The sequence below is a fragment of the Clostridium sp. B9 genome, assembly GCF_050509515.1.
GTDB lineage: Bacteria > Bacillota > Clostridia > Clostridiales > Clostridiaceae > Sarcina.
Window position 1 is genome coordinate 3,710,383 of the sequence record NZ_JBNWKA010000003.1, and the last position, 19,037, is coordinate 3,729,419.

At 30.1% G+C, this 19,037-nt stretch carries 15 protein-coding genes; 3 read left to right on the forward strand and 12 right to left on the reverse strand.

All coding sequences use genetic code 11. The annotated features are described in order from the left end of the window. Window positions 1-27: 27 nt before the first annotated feature. The 12 genes from ACQZHJ_RS16815 to purR form a co-directional block, all read right to left on the reverse strand. A complete protein-coding gene (locus ACQZHJ_RS16815; RefSeq protein ID WP_430486626.1) occupies window positions 28-1,560 on the reverse strand; it encodes a putative polysaccharide biosynthesis protein in 1,533 nt (510 codons plus the stop codon). A gap of 105 nt (window positions 1,561-1,665) precedes the next feature. Beyond that, window positions 1,666-2,214, reverse strand: a complete 549-nt coding sequence (spoVT, locus tag ACQZHJ_RS16820) for a stage V sporulation protein T (RefSeq protein ID WP_430486627.1) — start codon at window positions 2,212-2,214, stop codon at window positions 1,666-1,668. A gap of 199 nt (window positions 2,215-2,413) precedes the next feature. Then, window positions 2,414-3,439: a peptidylprolyl isomerase gene (locus tag ACQZHJ_RS16825; protein WP_430486628.1), complete on the reverse strand. Its 1,026-nt coding sequence runs from the start codon at window positions 3,437-3,439 to the stop codon at window positions 2,414-2,416. A 100-nt stretch (window positions 3,440-3,539) separates the two neighbouring features. Beyond that, window positions 3,540-7,049: a transcription-repair coupling factor gene (gene mfd, locus ACQZHJ_RS16830; protein ID WP_430486629.1), complete on the reverse strand. Its 3,510-nt coding sequence runs from the start codon at window positions 7,047-7,049 to the stop codon at window positions 3,540-3,542. A gap of 28 nt (window positions 7,050-7,077) precedes the next feature. After that, window positions 7,078-7,644 (reverse strand): aminoacyl-tRNA hydrolase, encoded by a 567-nt coding sequence (gene pth, locus ACQZHJ_RS16835; RefSeq protein WP_430486630.1) that lies wholly within the window; start codon window positions 7,642-7,644, stop codon window positions 7,078-7,080. A 133-nt stretch (window positions 7,645-7,777) separates the two neighbouring features. Continuing rightward, window positions 7,778-8,935 carry a S1C family serine protease gene (locus ACQZHJ_RS16840; RefSeq protein ID WP_430486631.1) on the reverse strand — a complete coding sequence of 386 codons (1,158 nt, stop codon included), beginning with the start codon at window positions 8,933-8,935 and terminating at the stop codon, window positions 7,778-7,780. A 21-nt stretch (window positions 8,936-8,956) separates the two neighbouring features. Then, a complete protein-coding gene (locus ACQZHJ_RS16845; RefSeq protein WP_430486632.1) occupies window positions 8,957-10,366 on the reverse strand; it encodes an ATP-binding protein in 1,410 nt (469 codons plus the stop codon). Further along, window positions 10,366-11,052, reverse strand: a complete 687-nt coding sequence (locus ACQZHJ_RS16850) for a response regulator transcription factor (RefSeq protein WP_300348576.1) — start codon at window positions 11,050-11,052, stop codon at window positions 10,366-10,368. Before ACQZHJ_RS16850 ends, ACQZHJ_RS16845 begins: the two co-directional genes overlap by 1 nt. Before the next feature lie 270 nt (window positions 11,053-11,322). Continuing rightward, the gene (locus ACQZHJ_RS16855) at window positions 11,323-12,282 is read right to left on the reverse strand and encodes a ribose-phosphate diphosphokinase (protein WP_430486633.1); all 960 of its coding nucleotides are present in this window, start codon (window positions 12,280-12,282) and stop codon (window positions 11,323-11,325) included. 56 nt (window positions 12,283-12,338) lie between these two features. Continuing rightward, window positions 12,339-13,703 carry a bifunctional UDP-N-acetylglucosamine diphosphorylase/glucosamine-1-phosphate N-acetyltransferase GlmU gene (gene glmU / locus ACQZHJ_RS16860; protein WP_430486634.1) on the reverse strand — a complete coding sequence of 455 codons (1,365 nt, stop codon included), beginning with the start codon at window positions 13,701-13,703 and terminating at the stop codon, window positions 12,339-12,341. Window positions 13,704-13,914: 211 nt separating this feature from the next. Further along, a complete protein-coding gene (gene spoVG / locus ACQZHJ_RS16865; protein ID WP_430486635.1) occupies window positions 13,915-14,187 on the reverse strand; it encodes a septation regulator SpoVG in 273 nt (90 codons plus the stop codon). Between the two features lie 110 nt (window positions 14,188-14,297). Then, window positions 14,298-15,101: a pur operon repressor gene (purR, locus tag ACQZHJ_RS16870; protein ID WP_430486636.1), complete on the reverse strand. Its 804-nt coding sequence runs from the start codon at window positions 15,099-15,101 to the stop codon at window positions 14,298-14,300. A gap of 359 nt (window positions 15,102-15,460) precedes the next feature. Between purR and murC the strand changes: the two genes are divergently transcribed. From murC to ACQZHJ_RS16885, 3 genes are all read left to right on the forward strand, one after another. Further along, window positions 15,461-16,834 carry a UDP-N-acetylmuramate--L-alanine ligase gene (gene murC, locus ACQZHJ_RS16875; RefSeq protein ID WP_430486637.1) on the forward strand — a complete coding sequence of 458 codons (1,374 nt, stop codon included), beginning with the start codon at window positions 15,461-15,463 and terminating at the stop codon, window positions 16,832-16,834. Window positions 16,835-17,049: 215 nt separating this feature from the next. After that, a complete protein-coding gene (locus ACQZHJ_RS16880; protein ID WP_430486638.1) occupies window positions 17,050-18,069 on the forward strand; it encodes a LacI family DNA-binding transcriptional regulator in 1,020 nt (339 codons plus the stop codon). A 99-nt stretch (window positions 18,070-18,168) separates the two neighbouring features. Beyond that, window positions 18,169-18,987, forward strand: a complete 819-nt coding sequence (locus tag ACQZHJ_RS16885) for a purine-nucleoside phosphorylase (protein ID WP_430486639.1) — start codon at window positions 18,169-18,171, stop codon at window positions 18,985-18,987. Window positions 18,988-19,037 lie beyond the last annotated feature (50 nt).

A 19,037-nucleotide genomic window follows, 5' to 3' on the forward strand; every position in this document is an offset into this window, starting at 1 on the left:
TCTATACTCTCCTTCGCACTTTATAGCTTAATTTTTTAGCCTTCCTTTTATCTCTTCTACGCTAAATATCTTAAGCACAACCAATGATATCATATATATAATAATACCCATAAATATAGCTATTAAGCAAGCTATACTGTTACTTCCACTATATTTTAATGCTTCTGAATATAAATATAAAACTGTACCTATCATTAACACTGAAGCTAAAATAGGTTTTATTAAAACATTGATTAAATTAGGAAAGTATTTAAACTTTCTAGCCATATATATTAAATTTAATATCATAACTACAGTATAAGAAACTATAGTAGCTATAACTGCCCCATATATATTTAAAGACTCTATTGGAATTAATTTAACTGTTAAGAATATTTTTATTCCACAAGCTATAAGCAAATGAAAAACCGGTCTATAATAATATCCCATTCCTTGTAATATAGATGTTGTAATCTGTGTTGCAACTAAAAAAGGTACACTTATTGATAGGTATTTTAATATAATGAATCCCTCAGACTTTCCTGGAAACAAAAGACTCATTATTGGCTCTGCCATAAAAAATAATCCTAAAAAACAAGGTATAGCAATTATCATACAAAGTTTCATTGTAGTATTTATTTTTTCTTCTACTTGTTTATTATTTTTCAAAGTATATAGCTCAGAAATTATTGGTATTATAGATGCCGATAAAGCTACTGCTAATGTCATAGGAACATTTGTAAAAACTGTAGCTTTCCCAGTTAATTGAGCATACAAAATGGTTGCCTCTTGTCCTGTAAAACCCGCCTCTAAAAGTTTTTGTGGTACCAAAACCGAGTCTATAACTCCCATTATACTCCCTACTGCTGCTCCTACTGATATTGGTAATGCTATATTGATTATTTCCATAAATATTTTATGACTACCCTTAACTTTACCTACATTAAAACTTTTCTTAACCTTCCTGTACTTAGGTATTAAGTATAATGCAGCCACAAAAGCTCCTGCTACTGCTCCAAATGCTGCACCTCCAGCAGAGTACTCAATACCTTTATCTATAAGTATATAAGCTAGTCCAACTCCAACTATTACTCTTCCTATCTGTTCAATAATTTGTGAAATAGCAGTAGGTGTCATATTTTGAAATCCTTGAAAAAAACCTCTAATAGGCGTTATAACTCCTATTAATAATGGTGCTAAACAAATTCCTAAAATAGAATAATATGCTTTGTTATCCCACTTTAAAAAAGGTAACAAGAACTTTCCTCCTACAGCTAAAAAAATGCTTGTCCCTAAACCTAATAAAACCATAACTTTCAAGGCTTCTTTTATTACCTGAAAGCTTTCTTCATATTTCCCTAATGCATTTTTCTCAGAAACTAATTTTGATACTGCTATAGGAATACCTGCAGCGATAGCTACAAATAACATGTAAAGTGGATATGTCATCTGATAATACCCTAACCCTTCATCTCCTATTAACATTATCAATGGCCATCTAAAAAACAAACCAAGAAACTTGGCTAATATACCAGCACCAGCAAGCACAAGACTACCTTTTATAAGGGACTGTTTCTTCATAAAATACCTCCAAATTTAAAAACTAAACTATTTTATATTATTGTAAATTTAGAGGTATTATTACTGTTTAAAGTACAAATATTAAATTATGATTACTGTTTATTTTTATTGTTCCATTTGCTTTCCTAAGAATGCTGCTGCTGTTTCTGCTAGCTTTTGCTCAACTTCACCTAAAGTTTTTCCTTCCTTAGATAAAATTATTACAGAGCCTATTGTGTCTCCTTCAGCTAATATTGGTGCAACTACTTGACTACTATATTTATTTTCTTCATCATCTGCGTGCATAGGTATAACATTTTTATTATCCACACCCAATATAATAGCTTTCCTTTTTTCCATTATCTCTTCTAATTCATCGCTTATTTTTCTTTCTATAAATTCTTTTTTAGGAGTTCCACTTACAGATATAAAAGCATCATTATCTGATATTAAAATAATATGTCCAGTTGACTGTTGTAATGCTTCAGCATACTCCTTTGAAAAGTCAGTCAATTCTCCTATTGGTGAATATTTTTTAAGTATTACACCACCTTCTCTATCTGTAAAAATCTCTAATGGATCTCCCTCTCTAATTCTTAGAGTTCTTCTAATCTCCTTAGGTATAACAACTCTACCTAAATCGTCAATACGTCTTACTATTCCAGTGGCCTTCATTTGTATGTACCTCCCTTATGTAAATACTAATTACTAATCTTTGTCTACAATAATAGTATTTAATTTATTTGAAATTTTATACACATTGATTATATTTATGTTATGTTGCATTTTAATAACCAATTAATGAAAACTTTTTAGGATGTATTTAGATAAAAAAAAGGAATCTATAGAATTTTCTATAGATTCCTTTTTTATATTATTTGCTTACATTTAAGCCTTCACTTAGTTTATCATCATAAACTTTAACTCCAAGATCCTTTTTCCATTGATCTAAAGCTTTTTGATAAGCTTCTCTTTTCTTTTGATTTTCTAAAGTAGCTTTTATTTGCTCTTTAGCTTGATCTAAAGTTAACTGAGTTTCTTTATCAGAAACATTAGTAGCTAATATTATATGATATCCAAATGAACTTTTAACTGGTTTTGAAATTTCACCATCTTTTAAAGGCTTTAATCCTTCCATAAATGCAGGATCAAAGTTTTGGTTATCATAGTTTACTCTTCCTAAGTTTTCAGCTATAGGCTCTTTCTTAGGGTCTGTGTTTTTCTCATATTTATTGAATAAATCATCAAAAGTTGTTTTTCCTGATTGTATTTCGTCGTATGCTTTTTGAGCTTCCTCTTCAGTTGGGAATAATAAGTGTTTTACATCAGCACCAGCTTGAACTACAAACTGTTGTTTATTTTCATCATAGTATTTTTGAATTTCTTCGTCAGTAACTTTTACATCCTTAGTAGCATTATCTACTGTTGCTTGCGCTATAACTTGATTCTTTAAAAAGGCTTTGAAAGTTTCTTCTGTGTAACCTTCTGCTTCTAAAGCTTTATCAAAGTTATCTCCTAAGCTAGTTTTTATATTGTTGAATTGCTCATCAACTTTCTTAGTTATTTCATCTTCCTTTGGAGTTATTCCTAATTTTTCTGCCTCTATAACTAATACTTTATCAGTTACAATACCTTCTACAACACTCTTTCTTTGTTGTACTATTTGTTGAGCAACTTCTGGATTCTCTTTAAAATCCTTTCCATATTGACTCTCTAATTGAGTAAACATTCCTTTTAAATGTGAGTCAACCTCTCCTAATGTAATTTTTTCCCCATTAACTGTAGCTACAGTAGTCTTGTCAATAGCTGCTTGAGTCTTTTCTACCATTCCACAACCTACAGCTGTGAACATCAAAGCTCCAACTAATGCAGATGCTACTACCTTCTTTACACTTACCATTTTAATACCTCGCCTTTCTCCGATTATAATTTACATAATATTCTAGTCAGATTCCATTTTAGTATATCAATGTTACAATAATATTTCAATTTATAAATTATTAATTATTTAAAGCTAATATACCGTCTAACATTTCCTTAAATGTCTGTAATATATCCTCTTTTCTCTTTTCTTTCCCTCTATATAAAAATACAGGTTTATCTCCAAATTGAATCATTATATCATTCTTATAATTTTCTACTAAGAACTTAAATATTTTCTTATTAGTTCTCTCTCTACTTTCAAAAGTAAAATAAATGTCTTCATTCTTTTCTTTTATCTCTTCAATATTTAAAAGCTTAGCCTTTCCTTTTATATAAGCTATATCCATAAGATTGTAAACCATTCCTGGAATATTAGAAAATCTATCCTCTAGTTCCTCTTCAACATATTTATAATCATCTTCGTTTTCTATTGCCGCAATCTTCTTATAAATTTCAATTTTTTGAATTTCATCAGCTATATAACTAGATGGAATAAACGCATCTACTTTTAGATCAACAACTGTCTCAATTGGCTCTCTGTCAATTTCACCCTTTATAATCCTTATTGTATCCTCTAACATTCTACAATATAAATCATATCCTATAGATGCCATATGACCATGCTGAGCTGATCCCATCATATTTCCTGCGCCTCTTATTTCAAGATCTCTCATAGCAATCTTAAACCCAGAACCTAATTCTGTAAAATCTTTAAGTGCTTTTAGTCTCTTTTCAGCAACTTCTGTTAACACTTTATCTCTCTGATATAAGAAATAAGCATACGCAACCTTATTACTTCTTCCAACTCTACCTCTTAACTGATAAAGCTGAGAAAGCCCCATCTTATCTGCATCATTTACAATCATAGTATTAACATTTGGAATATCTATTCCTGTTTCTATGATAGATGTACACACCAACACATCATACTTTCTTTCCATGAAGTCTATCATTTCTGTTTCTAACTGTCTTTCTGTCATCTGACCATGAATAATAGTAGGCTTACACTCTGGAACAAGTTCTTTAATATAATTAGCTACTTCTTGAATACTCTCAACTCTATTATGAACAAAGAATACTTGACCATCCCTATTTATTTCTCTTAAAATTGCATCTCTTATAAGCTGGTCATTTTGCTCCACAACATAAGTTTGAATTGGATATCTATTCTCTGGTGGAGTTTCTATTACAGAAATATCTCTAACCCCTGTGAGAGACATGTGTAGAGTTCTTGGAATTGGCGTTGCACTCAGAGTAAGGACATCAACGTTCTTCTTAAAACTCTTTATTTTCTCTTTTTGAGTTACTCCAAACCTTTGTTCCTCGTCAACAATAAGAAGTCCTAAATCTTTAAATTGAATATCTTTAGAAACTAATCTGTGGGTTCCTATTAATATATCAACATTTCCTTCTTTTAGAGCCTTTAAAGTCTCTGTCTGCTGTTTCTTAGTTCTAAATCTACTTATCATATCTATAGTAATTGGGAATCCAGCAAATCTCTTTTTCATATTTTTATAGTGTTGCTCTGCAAGTATAGTTGTTGGAACTAAGAATGCTACTTGCTTTCCATCCATAACTGATTTAAATGCAGCCCTTACTGCAACCTCAGTCTTACCATAACCAACGTCACCACAAAGCAATCTATCCATAACCTTTGTAGTCTCCATATCACCTTTAATATCCTCAAGAGCTGATAATTGGTCTGGTGTTTCATCATAAGGGAATTCATCCTCAAACTGCTTTTGCCATTGTGTATCCTTAGAAAACTTATATCCCTTAACAGTTGATCTTGCAGCATATAATTTTACTAAATCACCAGCTATATCATTGATAGATTTTCTAACCTTAGCTTTAGCCTTTTGCCACTCATTACCTCCAAGCTTACTTATCTTCGGAGAAGCACTATCTGAACCAATATATTTTTGAACTAAATCTAATTGCTCAACTGGAACATAAAGCTTATCACCCTTTGAGTATTCAATATCTAAATAATCTCGCTTATGACCTTGAACCTCAATTTGTTTTATTCCTTTATAGACACCTATTCCGCTATTTACATGAACAACATAGTCACCAGGTTTTAACTCTGCAAAACTTTTTATTTTTGAGACACCTTTGGTTTTCTTTTTCTTTGTTTTCTTACTTACTTTACTTTCTCCAAAAACGCCTTTATCTGATATTAAAGAAACCTTTAAGTTTGGATATTCAAAACCTTTATTCTGATTTCCAAAAGTTATTACAACTTCTCCTTCTTTTATATCATCAACATCATCTTTATAAACACTTTCAATATCAAGATCTCTTAAAGTATTTACTAGTCTTTCTCCTCTTGGTCTAGTTCCAGAAAGAATTAATGTTTTAAATCCATTTTTCTTTTTTTCTCTTATGTCATCTATAAGAAGTTCAAACTGCCCCTGATATCCATTCATAGTGGTTTGCTTAAAATCAACTTTATTTATAGCTTCAATAAAGCTACCACCTTCTCCTAATGGGCTTAAGTTTATCAAACGATTGCCCTTAAATGATTCTCTAACTAAATCTGCACTTAAACTTAAATTAATCTGTGAAGGAAGAATATTCCCCCTCTCTAAGAATGCCTCATAATTTTCATTAAACTCAAAAATAGTACTTTCTAATTTACCATTACATCTTTTTGCATCATCAATTATAAAAGTATAATTCTTTAAATAATCAAATAAAGTCGCAGGCTTTTCAAAGAAAAACGGAAGATAACTATCTATAGTTTCAAAACTCCAATTTTCTTTTAAAGATTCTATATTTCTTTCAATAATTTGTTTTAATCTTCCTTTAACCTCTTTATCAGAAACCTTCTCCTCAAATTCTGAAAGCTCTGCTCTCATCTTTTCTATAGCCCTATCAATAGTTTCCTTATCTAAGATAATCTCTTTAGCAGGGAATATTTCAACTCTCTTAACTTTTTCTATACTTCTTTGAGACTCAACATTAAATGTTCTTATAGAATCTACTTCGTCTCCAAACATTTCTATTCTATATGGATGCGCAGAATTAGGAGGAAAAACATCTAATATGCCTCCTCTTAGTGAAAACTCACCTTTACCTTCAACAGTCTCTAATCTCTCATATCCAGATTCGATAAGTTTTTGTGATACTTCTTTTAAATTTATCTCATCTTCAATTTTTATCTTTAATATATTATTTTTATAAAGTTCCTTTGGCGTATATGTAGCCGCAAAGGCATCTATAGAAGTAACTATTATTTTTTTCGTACTTCTTAGCATCTCTTTTATAACTTTTAATCTTGCCCATCTTAAATCACCTGAAATAGCATCAATATTATAAAAAACTATTTCTCTAGAAGGTAAATAATAAACATTAGGAAGATAAAACGATAAATCTTCATATATATTTCTAGCCTCAATATCATTGTGCGTAACAACAACTATAGGCTTATCTGAGTCCTCATATATTCCATTTATAAAATAACTTTTACCCGAGTCTGATAATCCATTTACCATTACAGGATAACTTTCCCTTTCCATAAACCCTTTAAGCTTTTGGAAAGAATCACTATTTAATAAAGGAGTCATTAACCCCTGTAACCTCACTCTAAACACCACCATTCTAAATAATAAACTACTCTACTGTAACACCATTAAACTTATTCATAGATTCCTTTGCATCATGCTTAACTATTTCAGCTATAGCATCACTTACAATAGGAATCACCTTCTCTACATGTTCTCTATCCTCTTTTGAGAATTTTCCTAAAACGTGATTCACTAGGTTATCTTTAGGTTGTCCTACCCCAACTTTAACTCTTGGGAATACATCTCCACCAAGATTTTGTATTATACTCTTGATTCCGTTATGGCCACCAGCACTACCTTTTTCTCTTATTCTAAGTTTTCCAATATCTAAGCTTATATCATCATAAACAACAACTATTTCGTCATTTTCTAACTTATAGAAGTTTGCTAGTTCTCTAATACTATCTCCACTTAAGTTCATATACGTTAAAGGTTTTAATAAAATAACCTTCTTATTCTCTATAAAGCCTTCACCACAAAGACCTTTAAATTTTTCCCTATTTACATCAATATTATACTTATTTGCCATATAATCAATTACATCAAATCCAATATTATGTCTAGTATGCTCATACTGTTTTCCTGGGTTACCTAATCCAACTATTAAAATCATATTGCCCTCCATATATTTATGTTTTTAATTATTTTAATTAAATCATTCTTTAATTATACTTTTACTATTAGTATAAAACAACAAAAAACCCTTCACAAACTTACGTGAAGGGTTTTATTTTTCTATGAATAAATTATGCTAAAGTTACTGAAATATCTTTCATTGATTCTCCTCTTATAACTTTAACTTTAATTATATCTCCTACTACATGTTTCTTTAGAAGTTCAGCTAAGTTTTCTATATTTCTCACCTGTTCTCCATCAACTTCTACAATAATATCCGTAGGTCTTATTCCAGAATTAAAAGCGTTACTTCCCTTATCAACATCCTCTACATAAATTCCAAAAACATTATGAGCCTCATCAGCTACTGTAGTCCCTGTAACTCCAAGTGTTACGCTAACTCCTACATCGCCTTCTCTTATTATAGAGTCAGCTATCCTTAAAGCATCGTTTATATCTAGTGCATAATATACACCGTTTTTGGCAAATTTTCCGCTAAAATATGTACTATTTATACCAACAACTTTACCATTATAGTTGCATAAAATACCACTATTATTTTCTGAATTTATTAGTGAGTTTGTTTCTATAAGAGAAAAAATCTTAGAATCTGAATGTTTCTCTTCACCTATAGTAATTTTTCTCATAGGTGAAGTTACTATACCATTAGCCACAAAGCCTAATGATTCTTCTGAAGTAACATTCCCTAATGTTGCTACTCTCTCTCCAACCTCTAAAACTTCTAGCTCTGATGCTGAAATACTCTGCAATCCACTAGATTCTATTTTTAAAACAGCTATATCAGTTTCTTCATTATCACCAACTAAAGTTGCCTCAAAAGGACTTACATCATTAATTGATAATTTAACATAAATATTAGGGAAATCTTTTATAGCACTATAACTAGTTAAAATATATCCATCTGATCTAATTATAACTCCAGTAACATTCTTGTCACTATCATCCCCTAAAGCCAAGACTTTTCTATCACTACCTACAGTAACAATACTTGCTGAACAACTATTAATTAAATTAGTTATATCATACCTACCATCCTTAACTTTTTCTAAAAGTTTTGATTGCTGTTCTTCAATTCTCAAATCCTTTGTGTAATGCTTAAACGCAATAAAAGATATTAAAAAAACCAGTATAATAAAGCTAAAAAGCTTTATTATACTATTTATCCAAAATTTCTTTTTATCTTTTTTTATTACTATATTGTCATAGTTATTTTCATTTAGTTCATGGAGATCCTTCCCCTTGTTAGAGCCTTTAAAAAATTTCCCCATAAAGACCTCCTATGCAATATTTTATTTAACTTTTGTTAAAGTAAAATTAAATCTAACACCTGTTATATCACCATTTTTATCAATGACATTTTCAGCCCAAATATCCTCTTCTAATTGTAATATTATATTTCTTACTATAGAAAGACCTAGACCAGTACTAGTTTTATTACTTCTAGCCTTATCAACTTTATAGAATCTATCCCAAATATGTGTTAAGTCATATTCAGCAATTCCTTTACTAGTATTGAATATGCTAACAATAATCTTACTTCCTTTAGTCTTGGTTGATACCTTAACCACACCATTTTCATCGCAATATTTAACAGCATTATCAACCAAATTAGTAACAACCTGTATAAGTCTATCATTGTCTCCATAAACATACTGCTTTTCACTTTCTAAAGTGACTTCTATTTTTATATTCTTATCAGCAGCCTTTTGATTCATCTTTAATACAGTTGTCTCTATTATTCTATTTAACTCTAATTCACTTATATTAAATTCCAATTTTCCTGCTTGCATAGCGGATAAATCTAGCAAATCATTAATAAGCCTTGTTAATCTGCCTATCTCATCATTTACTATTGTAAGATAATAACCTTCTTTATCCTTAGGAATAACACCATCTAATATTGCAGTTATAAACCCTTTAATTGAAGTCATCGGAGATCTTAATTCATGAGAAACATTAGATATAAATTCTCTTCTGTTAAGCTCAGCTTCTTCAAGAGAAGTAGCCATTATATTAAATGACTCTGCTAGCTCTCCAACTTCATCATCATAAGAAACATTAACTCTATTTCCAATTTCTCCATTAGCAATCTTCTTAGCAGCATTATTTATAACATTTAGAGGTTTTATTATAATCCTCTTAGAAATAAAATATATTGCTAAGCCCGAGAATATTATAGCCACAGCTACACATATCCAAACAATCTGATTTATTCTAACAAGGGATGATGATAATACACTTAATGGAGTTACTATTGAAACAGCTCCAGTAAAATACCCATCTTTAAAAATAGGCTTAGAATAAATAAATTCTTTTTTATCCTTCTGTTCTATAACTTTTCCATCTCTTAACTCTTTCATATCTGAGTCATCTATCTTAGTGTATTTTAAATATTCATCCTCCTGATTTGAAACTGAATATATGTATCCATAACTATCAATTATATAAATATCAACCTTTAAAGAATCTGAAATAAATTTTACCGATCTATTAAGCTCTTCTCTAGTAGAATTATTATTTAAATATGAATTTACAACTTGCTCTATTACTTCTGCTTCTCCAGATAAGCTATTAAGCCTTTCTTGGTAGTATTCTTCTCTAAACAAACTTGAAAGAATAATACCTACTATAAAGAAAGTAATACATATCGTTATGCTTAGTGTTAAAATTAATTTAGGTACTAAGCCACGGCACTTCATTATTTCACCTCAAATTTGTATCCTACGCCCCAAACAGTTTCTAATTGCCAGTCTTCTCCACCATTTAATTTTTCTCTTAATCTCTTGATGTGAACGTCAACTGTTCTTGAATCGCCTGGGTAATCATATCCCCAAACCTCACATAATAATTGATCTCTTGTAAATACTTTATTTTTATTGCTTGCAAGGTAGTGTAATAATTCAAACTCTTTAGGTGGCGTTTTAACTTCTTCTCCATTGTATATAACTTTATATGAGTTAGCATCTATAGTTAATCCAGGGAAGTTTAATACAACGTTATCTGGTTCTTCTCCTGAATATCTTCTCATAACAGCTTTTACTCTAGCTAATAATTCTTTTGGTTCGAAAGGCTTAACAACATAATCATCAGCCCCGATTTCTAAAGCTAATACTTTATCAAAAGTTTCTCCTTTAGCAGTTAACATTATTACTGGTACGTTACTATCTTTTCTTATCCATTTTAATACTTCCATACCATCTATTCCTGGTAACATCATATCTAATACTACTAAGTTAGGGCTAAAATTAACAAACTCCTCCTTAGCAGCTTTTCCATCATGAGCTACTCTCACGTTATATCCTGTAGTTTCTAAGTACATTTTTATAACTTCGCATATATTTTCATCGTCATCTACAATTAAAATCTTTCCTAATAAACCTTCCATAAAATTCACCTCTTAAAAATCCTTTCTGTAGTTTTCTACATTTGTCCTTATTTTATGTGCTTTAATACTTTAAAAACAATGAAATCTTTCCCATTTCACAAATTATTAATGTATATAAATAAAGTGTAAAACATTTAGTCATTTTTATCAATTTATAATTAACAAAATTATTTTTTTTTTACATTTTAATCAAATTTAAACGGTTTTGTTTAAAAAAAAGTTGCATTTTATAATGATTTTATAAAAAAAAGAGCGACTATGCGCTCTTTTTTAGTCTTGGAATAATCCACTTAATGGCTCATCATCATAGATTCTTCTTATAGCATCAGCCATAATAGGAGCAACTGATAATGATTTGAATTTTTTTAATCCATCAGTTTCAGGAAGAGCTATAGTATTTAACATAACTAATTCTTCAATTGCACAGTTATTTATTCTTTCAAAAGCTGGTCCTGATAATACTCCATGTGTACAACATGCATATACATTCTTTGCTCCTAAGTCTTTTAAGGCATTAGCTGCATTTGCTATTGTTCCCGCAGTATCTATCATGTCGTCTATTAATATACAAACCTTATCTTTAACATCTCCTATGATGTTCATTATCTCTGATACGTTTGCTTTTGGTCTTCTTTTATCAATTATGGCTATAGGAGCATTAAGTTTATCTGCAAACTTTCTTGCTCTTGTTACTGATCCTAAATCAGGTGAAACAACAACCACGTCATCTCTATCTGCTAAACCTTTATCAACAAAATATTGTGCTAATATAGGTGAGCCTAATAAATGATCTACTGGAATGTTGAAATAACCTTGTATTTGGGCTGCATGTAAGTCCATAGTAAGAACTCTATCAGCACCAGCTGCTGTTAATAGGTCAGCTACTAGCTTAGCTGTTATTGGATCTCTTGACTTAGCTTTTCTATCTTGTCTAGCATATCCATAGTAAGGTATAACTGCATTTATTCTTCCTGCTGATGCTCTCTTAAATGCATCTATCATTATTAATAACTCCATTAAGTTATTATTTACAGGACTACAAGTTGATTGAACTATGAATACGTCACAACCCCTAACAGTCTCTTTTATATTTACTGATATTTCTCCATCACTGAAAGTACTTACCTCTGATTTGCCTAGAGGAATATCTAAAGCCTCTGCGATTTCTCTAGCTAACTCTGGATGTGAGTTACCAGTAAATATTTTGATATTTTTTGAATGATTTTCCATTTAATGAAGACCTCCTTAAAATTAAACCTAGCCTTTGGCATTTGTATATTTAATGCTTATTTAAGCTTTTTTCTTTCAACCCAGCCCTCTATATTCTTTTGCTTAGCTCTAGCTATTGCTAAACTACCTTCTGGAACCTCTTTAGTTATTGTTGATCCTGCAGCTATATAAGTATTATCTTTTACTTCTACAGGTGAAACTAAGTTCGTATTACATCCTATAAATGAGTCATCGCCTATGATTGTTTTATGTTTTTTCTTACCATCATAGTTAACTACTACAGTACCGCAACCAAAATTACATCTTTCTCCAACTTCAGCATCTCCAATATAAGTTAAATGAGATACTTTAGTATTGTCTCCTATTGTTGATTTTTTAATTTCAACAAAATCTCCAACTCTAACATGACTTCCTATGTTACTTTCTGGTCTAACATAAGCAAATGGTCCTACTGTTGTTTCATCTCCGATCTTACTATCTAAGATAACTGAACTTTGTATTTCAACACCATTTCCTATAGTACTGTTGTTTATTCTTGAATTAGGATATAAAACACAATCTTCTCCTATAACTGTTTTTCCTTCTAACACGTTACCTGGATAGATTATAGTATCTTGACCAATAACTACATCTGGCTCTATATATGTGTTTAGAGGGTCTATTATAGTAACACCATTATCTAAATGAGTTCTATTTATTCTATTTCTCATTATGCTTTCAACTCTTGCAAGTTCAGCTCTTGAATTCACTCCTAAAGTCTCTTCAAAATCTGTAATCATTGCTCCAACTTTTTTGCTCTCTTTCTTTAATATTTCTATAACATCTGTTAAGTAATATTCTCCTTGAGCATTATCATTTGAAAGCTTCTCTAAAGAAGTTAATAAACTTTCTATATCAAAGCAATACATTCCTGCATTTACTTCTTGTATCTTTATTTCTTCTTCATTACAATCTTTATGTTCTACAATTTTCTCAACTGATTCACCACTTCTAACTATTCTTCCATAACCAGTTGGATTTTCAATTACTGATGTTAATAATGTAGCAGAATTTTTCTCAGCAATATGTGTATCTACTAAATTTTTAACTGTTTCAGGTTTTATTAAAGGAGCATCTCCAGTAAAGATTGCAACTACCCCTGTCTTTCCTTCTAAAAATTCTTTAGCACAAATTACTGCATGACCAGTTCCTAACTGCTCTTCCTGTAAAGAATAACTTACTTCTTTTGAGTTAGTTCTATCTTTAACTAATTCTGCACCTTTTCCTATTATTACGTTAACATCCTCTATTTCAGCTCTTCTCATGGCATCTATAACATGATTAACCATTTCTTTTCCACAAGCTTTATGTAGAACTTTCGGTAACTTAGATTTTATTCTCGTACCTTGTCCTGCCGCTAATATTATAGCACATTTATTCATAAAAACACCTCTTTGTGATACTCATTATATTATATAAGCTATACTATTTAAATTTAATCTCTTCTTTTGTTGTAAAATCTTCATTTTTCTCATTTTCAATTATATTTTAATAAATTACTTATTTCAATAATAACTTATTCATTAAATTAATAAGTAATTCACTATTATTACGACAAAAAAATAAAAGGAAGAAACCTTCCTTTTATTAAAATTATTCTTGAACTTCTAAATTTTTAACCTTTTCATACTCATCAAGAATTGCTCTTTGGATCTGCTCTCTAGTTTCTGTATTTATAGGATGAGCTATATCCTTAAACTCTCCATCTGGTGTTTTTCTGCTAGGCATAGCTATGAAAAGACCATTCAATCCCTCAATGATTTTAATATCATGAACTACAAATTGGTTCTCAAAAGTTACAGAAACAATTGCTTTCATCTTACCTTCTGCAGATATTTTTCTAATTCTTACATCTGTAATATTCATTATTGTACACCTCCAGTTGTTGTTACTATGTATATTCTATACAAAATATAAAATTCCTTCTTTTTTTCATATATTTTGTAAATTTTATTAATAATAGTAACATATAGTTCTTAAACTGAAGGAACCATTTTTACTCCATCTTCATTTATCTCAACAATATCAATTAATGATACATAATCTTTAGTTATTTTATTAGTTGATAATTTATTATCTATTAATACACCTATTCCCATAAGTTCTGAATCAAATTCTCTTAATAGATCAACTAACCCCTTAGCAGTTCCGCCGCCTCTCATAAAGTCATCTATGAATATGCATTTACTTCCTTGCTTTAATGATTTTCTTGATAGACACATTTGTTGTATCTTTCCTGAAGTTCCCGAAACATAGTTTATTGAAACTGTTGAACCTTCAGTTACTTTACTATCTCTTCTAGCTGTTATAAGTTGGACCCCTAAACATTTAGCAACTTCATAAGCTAAAGGAACTCCTTTTGTTTCAACTGTTATTACATAGTCTATATCCATCTCTTGAAAATATGATGCTAAAATAACAGAAGCTTTACTTATTATGTTAGGATCAAACATTATATCAGTTACGTATAAGAAATTTCCTGGAACTACTCTATTGCTTTCACTAGCAATTTCACATAACTCTTCTAAAAATTTATTCTTATCTTCTTCACCCATTTCAGGAATATATCTTATTCCACCTGCAGCCCCAGCTATAGTTTCTACTTTTCCCATAGAAAATTTAGCTAATATTTCTCTAACAATTACTATATCTTCACTTATTGTTGATTTAGCTGCATTTAAAAGTTCTGAGAACTTATTTAATCCAATTATTTTATTAGGATTTTCGATAAGAACCTTAGTTATTATCGATACTCTACTGTTTCTGCTTAGTTTCTCCATATTAATCACCTGACCTATATAAATTTCCAGTATATATTTTCCACGTATAGTTCATATTTTTATTATTTATAAAACACATATGTTTTTATACATTTTCCAAATTTTATTCTGTATTTAAAATCATTATAACAAACTTTATTACCTCTGTTAACCGTTTATCTATTGCATAAAGCGAATTTTACTAAATTTTTCTTAATAATTATTAAGTTATTATAATAACTATATAAAGACTATATAAATATTAAGTAGTACAAATTTCAATAAATCATCATAAAATACTTTTAAAAAGAATTTTTTTGTGTGCTTTTCCAAAAAAGTGTATATAATTATTAGTGTATATAAGTAAAGGAGTTGATATCTTGGCTTTCGATTTATTAAAAGATATTAATAAAAAAGTTCATTTTATAGGAATTGGCGGAGTTAGTATGAGCGGATTAGCTGCTGTACTATTAAATGCCGGATACAAAGTTTCAGGATCTGATTCTAAAGAATCAGAAATTACCAATAGATTAAAAAAAGAAGGTGCCAAAATATACATAGGTCACAGTAAAGATAACTTACAGGATGTTGACATAGTAGTATATACTGCGGCAATACCAAGTGATAATCCTGAAATAGTTAAGGCTAAAGAGGATAACCTTATTCTTATGGATAGAGCTGAATTTTTAGGACAAATTATGAAAGGTCATAAATTTAATGTTGCAGTAGCTGGTACTCATGGAAAAACTACTACTACTTCTATGATTTCACATGTTGCTCTTAGTGCAGATTTAGATCCTACAATATTAGTTGGTGGAGATTTAGATATAATCAATGGAAACTTTAGAGTTGGAAATAGTGAGTATTTCATAACTGAAGCTTGCGAATATAAGCAAAGTTTCTTAAGATTCTTCCCATATGTAGGAATTATTCTGAACATAGATGCAGACCACTTAGATTTCTACAAAGACATAAACCACATAAAAGATACATTCAAACAATTTGTTTCTTTAATTCCTAATGATGGTTACATCATAGGAAATGCAGATGATAAAAAAGTTCTTGAAGTTCTTGAAGGTGCTAAATGTAATGTATTAACTTATGGAATAAACGGTGGAGATATCCAAGCTAGAAATATAGTATTTAATGATAATGGATGTGCTACTTTTGATGCGTACAGAGGAGAGGAAAAACTTCTTACGCTTACTTTAAATGTTCCAGGTATGCATAATGTGTCAAATTCATTATCTGCAATTTGTTTAGCAGAAATATTTAAAGTTCCTGCTGAAGCTACAGTTTCTGGACTTTCATCATTTGGTGGAGCTCATAAGAGATTTGAGTATAAAGGTAAAAAAGATAACGTAACAGTTATAGATGATTATGCTCACCATCCTGTTGAAATAAAAGCAACTCTAAGCACAGCTAAGAAAATGCCTCATCATAAAACTATATGTGTATTCCAACCACATACTTATACAAGAACAAAAACTCTTTTTGAAGATTTCACTAAGTGTTTTGATGATTGTGATGAGCTTATTTTAATGGACATATATGCAGCTAGAGAAACGAACCTTGGAGAAATAAACTCAGTTCAACTTGGTGATGCCATAAGAGCTAGAGGAATTAAGTGTACAAATGTTCACTCTCATGAAGAGGCGCTAAACTTTGTTAAGAAAAACGTATCAGAAGGCGACTTACTTCTAACAGTTGGAGCCGGTGATGTAGTTAAAGTTGGTGAACTTTTCTTAAAGTAAGTTAAATTTAAGGCTATTTTTTTAATAAAATAGCCTTTTTTTATTTGCAATCTATTCAAAATGATGTTATCATTTACATGTGGACTAACTCAGTTTCTTTTACAACATTATGTAAGCGATAACACAAGATATTAAACATACATTTTACTACAGGAAAATATTTGTTTAATTATTTCTTGAGTTAAACTATAATATTGTAAGAGGGGGAGAGTGATATGTCTATAACAATTAACAATATTGCAAAAGAAGCTGGTGTTTCATTAGCTACAGTATCTAGGGTTATTAATAATTCTGGATATGTTAAAGAAGAAACTCGCGAAAAAGTTATGAGGGTTATAAATAAATATAACTATACTCCTAGTGCTATTGCTAGAAGTCTTTCTAAAAATATTACTAATACAATCGGAGTAATAGTTCCTGATATTACCAACCCTTTCTTTGGAGCCATAATAAAAGGAATAAGCGACGTTGCAGAAGCACATGATTTGAACTTAATTCTTTGTGATTCTGATGAAAGCATTGATAAAGAAATTAAATCTATCAAAACATTAAAAGAACAAAGAATTAGAGGTATAATTATTTGTCCAACCTCTGTTGAAAACGACCTAAATAGTGAATATCTTAAAGCTATAACAAGCTTAGGAATTCCTGTTGTTTTAGTTGATGGTAGTCTTAAGTACCATAATTTTAACGGAGTTTTTGTTGACAATATAAAAGGATCTTTTGATGCTACAGAAGCACTTATTAAAGCCGGTCATGAAGACATAGCTATAATAACTGGACGTATGACATCAAAGCCAGCTCAAGATAGATTGCTAGGGTATGAAAAAGCATTAATAATGAATAATTTAGGCATACGTAATGACCTAATTTTTTATGGTGACTATGAAGAAGAAACTGGTTACAAATGCACTAAAGAAATTCTATCAATGAAGAATAGACCTTCAGCAATTTTTGTATGTAATAACCTTATGACATTAGGTTGTTTAAAAGCTTTAAGAGAAGAAAATATTGAAATTTCAAAGGATATTTCATTAATTTCATTCGATAATATACCTATATTAGAAACATTAGGTATAAATCTAAGCCATATAAATGGTCCAAGCAAAGAACTTGGAGAACTTAGTATGAATTTATTGATTGATTCATTAAATAATGAATCAAAAAAAGAATTAAGTAGCATAACAATAACACCAGAACTTGTATTAAGGGGTTCTGAGATGTTAATAAAATAATTTTAAAATTAATTTAGAATTTTATACATTTTAAAGTAAGCGTTACCACAAACTAAAAATATTCCAAACAAAATTTTTTTTCATTAAGAGGTGTATATTATGGATTTATCAAACAGAATCAAAACAGCAGCAGACTACATAAAAGGAAAAAGCAAATACAACCCAACAATGGGATTAATCTTAGGATCAGGTCTTGGTGCTATAGCAGATCAAATTGAAGATGCTGAGTTCTACCCATACAACGAAATTCCAAACTTCCCAGTTTCTACAGTAGAAGGACATGCCGGAAGATTAGTTATAGGAAAATTCCAAGGAAAAGAAGTTGTTGCAATGCAAGGAAGATTCCACTACTATGAAGGATATTCAATGCAAGAAGTTACTTGTCCAGTAAGAGTTATGAAACTATTAGGAGTTGAAACTTTAGTAGTTACTAATGCAGCTGGTGCAGTAAATACAAACTATACTCCTGGAGATTTAATGATAATATCAGATCACTTAAACTTATCAGGAGCTAACCCACTAATCGGTAAAAACTTAAACGAATTTGGAACTAGATTCCCTGATATGTCAAATGCTTATGACAAAGAGTTAAGAGCACAAGTTAAAGATATTGCTAAAAACTTAGGAATAGAAGTAAGAGAAGGTGTATATGCTATGTTTAGTGGCCCAACTTACGAAACTCCTGCTGAAATAAGAATGGCAAGAACTTTAGGTGCTGATGCAGTTGGTATGTCAACAGTTCCAGAAGTTATAATAGCAAACCACAGTGGAATGAAAGTTATAGGTGTTTCATGCATGACTAACATGGCTGCTGGTATATTAGAGCAACCACTTAACCACGAAGAAGTTATGGAAACTTCAGCCAAAGTTAGAAAAACTTTTATTGAATTAATGACAAACATTATAAAAGAAATTTAATAAAGTTAATTAAAATTACATTTTTTAACTTTTATTAAATACAAAACTAG